This is a genomic window from Paenibacillus sp. OSY-SE (assembly GCF_000283315.1).
GTDB lineage: Bacteria > Bacillota > Bacilli > Paenibacillales > Paenibacillaceae > Paenibacillus_B > Paenibacillus_B profundus.
On record NZ_ALKF01000004.1, the window covers coordinates 1 to 1,685 of the forward strand.

General features: G+C 61.7%; 1 protein-coding gene. It reads left to right on the plus strand.

Annotation, left to right across the window (positions count from 1 at the left end; genetic code table 11):
* Window positions 1-1,685 (plus strand): non-ribosomal peptide synthetase (locus tag A372_RS32505; protein WP_036702443.1); only part of this gene is annotated, 1,685 nt, incomplete at both ends.

Here is a 1,685-nt window from a genome sequence, read left to right on the forward strand (position 1 = left end):
GGTGGCGCTGCGGCTCGAAGGATCGCTGGATCGGGCACGGCTGGAAGCGGCGTTGCAAGCGCTCATCGCCCGCCATGAATCGCTGCGTACTTCGTTTGCCATCGTGGACGGCGAACCGGTGCAGCGGGTGGCGGAGCAGGCGATGTTCGAGGTTTCCTATGAGGAAGCGGAGGAAGGGAAAGCCGAGGAGCGCATCCGTGCATTCCTTCGTCCGTTTGACCTTGGCGAGGCCCCGCTGCTTCGTACGGCCGTCCTACGTCTCGGCGAAGCGCGGCACTTGCTGTTGTTCGATATGCACCATATTGTCTCGGACGGCATATCGATGAGCATTTTGGTAGACGAATTTGTGAAGCTGTACGCCGGGGAAGCATTGGAACCGCTCCGTTTACAGTACAAAGATTATGCGGTATGGCAGCGGGAACACTACGCCGACAGCCGGGCGTACGAGCAGTTGGAAGCATACTGGGTGGACCAGTTTGCGGGCGAACTGCCGGTGCTGAGCCTGCCGGCTGATCATCCGCGTCCGGCCGTACGCAGCTTCGAGGGCGGCCGGGTGGACGTTGAGCTGGACGGCGAGCTTGCGGCGGCCTTGCGCGGGCTGGCCCGCGAGAGCGGCGCTACGGTATACATGGTGTTGCTGGCCGCCTACAGCACGCTGCTGGCGCGGCTTGGCGGGCAAGAAGAAGTCATTGTCGGTTCGCCGGTGGCGGGACGGCCGCATGCAGATCTGGAAGGCATGCTGGGGATGTTCGTAAATACACTGGCACTGCAGACGTACCCGGCCGGGGAGAAGAGCTTTGCCGCCTATCTACAGGAAGTGAGGGAAACGGCGTTCGAAGCCTTCGACCATGGGGACTATCCGTTCGAGGAACTGGTGGAGCGGGTGGTGCGGCAGCGCGACACGAGCCGCAACCCGCTCTTCGATGCGATGCTCGTGCTGCAGAACATGGATCAGGCAGAGCTTGAGCTCCCCGCTCTGCAGCTCACCCCGTATCCGTTCGATTCCGACGCGGCCAAGTTCGATCTGACGCTTTCGGTGAGTGAACAGGAGAACGGCATGCGCTGCTCTTGGGAATTCGCTGCCGTATTGTTTGAACGGGCCACGATAGAGCGTTGGGCCGGTCACTTTGTAGAGCTTCTGCGCCAGGTTACCCGGGATCCGCAGATGACGCTGGGAAGCGTCAGCTTGCTCACGGCTACGGAGCAGGAGCAATTGTTGGCGCAGTTCAACGACACCGGCGCAGGGGTGCCAATGCCGCATACCACGCTGCACGCGATGTTCGAGGAGCAGGCGGCGAAGACGCCGGAGCGCGTGGCCGTTGTATGCGGTGAGGATACCCTGACCTACCGGGAACTGAACGAACGGGCGAACCGGCTTGCCAGAGTCGTGCTCAGTTACGGTGCAGGGCCCGAAAGCCTTGTTGCGGTGCAGTGCGAACGATCCGTGGATATGGCTATGGGGCTGCTCGGTGTGCTCAAAGCGGGAGCTGCCTATCTGCCGATATCGCCGCAGGAGCCCGCAGAGCGGGTGCAGTTCCTATTGGAGAACAGCGGCGCGACCGTACTGCTGTCTTCCTCGGCACAGGAGACTGCCTGCCCGGTGCTGCGCTTGGATGATGATTGTATCCTTTCGGAAACGCCGGAAGATCTCGCGAGCTCTGTAAATCCCAACAACCTGGCGTATG